At 57.0% G+C, this 1,039-nt stretch carries 1 protein-coding gene and 1 pseudogene; one reads left to right on the top strand and one right to left on the bottom strand.

The window, feature by feature from the left end; genetic code table 11:
- A pseudogene (locus tag G5358_RS21325) lies at positions 1 to 65 on the bottom strand (XRE family transcriptional regulator); the annotation flags it as partial.
- 186 nt (positions 66 to 251) lie between these two features.
- On the opposite strand from G5358_RS21325, the gene G5358_RS21320 reads away from it, so the two are divergent.
- The coding region (locus G5358_RS21320) for an aminotransferase class III-fold pyridoxal phosphate-dependent enzyme (protein WP_421324906.1) at positions 252 to 1,039 on the top strand (788 nt) is incomplete at its 3' end.

Raw genomic sequence — 1,039 nt, 5'->3', positions numbered from 1 at the left:
GCCAGCTCGCGCTGGGAGAGGGCCGCCTTGGTGCGAACCGCCTTGAGACGGTGACCGATATCCATCGATAGACACTCCTTGACTGTTTACTATTATTAAATTTGTGTTAAATATCTTATACCACCCTGTAGAGTAATCTAGCTAGGGGTGGCATCAGACAGGGCGATAATGAGCCCTTTTTTATGGATTCAGGTGTTTAATTTAATAGGCAATGGCCAATAGTTGCTAAACACCTTAAGGATGAGGTGACCATGAAACCGATCAGCGACATCAATACCCCCTCCGACATGTCCGCCTTCTGGATGCCGTTCACCGCCAACCAGCAGTTCAAGGCGGCGCCGCGCATCCTGAAGTCGGCGGAGGGGATGTATTATCACTCAGAGGATGGCCGCAAGATACTGGATGGCACTGCCGGACTCTGGTGTTGCAACGCGGGCCATGGTCGGCGCGAGATTGCCGAGGCGGTCTCCCAGCAGATTTCCCACCTCGATTTCGCCCCCACTTTCCAGATGGGCCACCCGTTGCCGTTCGAGCTGGCCAACCGGTTGGTGGAGATCGCTCCCCAGGGCTTTGGCCATGTCTTCTATACCAACTCCGGCTCAGAGTCGGTCGATACCGCGCTCAAAATCGCACTGGCCTGGCAGCGGGCTCGCGGTCAGGGCACCCGCACACGGCTGATTGGTCGCGAGCGGGGTTATCACGGGGTTGGCTTTGGCGGCATCTCGGTGGGGGGCATTCCTGGCAATCGCAAGTGGTTTGGCTCCCTGCTGACCGGGGTGGATCATTTGCCCCATACCCTCAACATCGCCAAAAATGCCTTCACCAAAGGGTTGCCTGAGGAGGATGTGGCGCTGGCCGACGAGCTGGAAAAGATCGTCTTTCTGCACGATGCCAGCAATATCGCGGCGGTGATCGTCGAGCCCATCGCTGGCAGTACCGGCGTGCTTATGCCGCCCAAAGGCTATCTCAAGCGGCTGCGGGAGATCTGTACCAAACACGGCATCCTGCTGATTTTTGACGAGGTGATCACCGGTTTCGG

It is taken from the genome of Aeromonas sp. 604176 (genome assembly GCF_049170755.1).
In the GTDB taxonomy this organism is placed as follows: domain Bacteria; phylum Pseudomonadota; class Gammaproteobacteria; order Enterobacterales; family Aeromonadaceae; genus Aeromonas; species Aeromonas veronii_A.
This window is presented reverse-complemented; position numbering and strand designations above follow the sequence as displayed.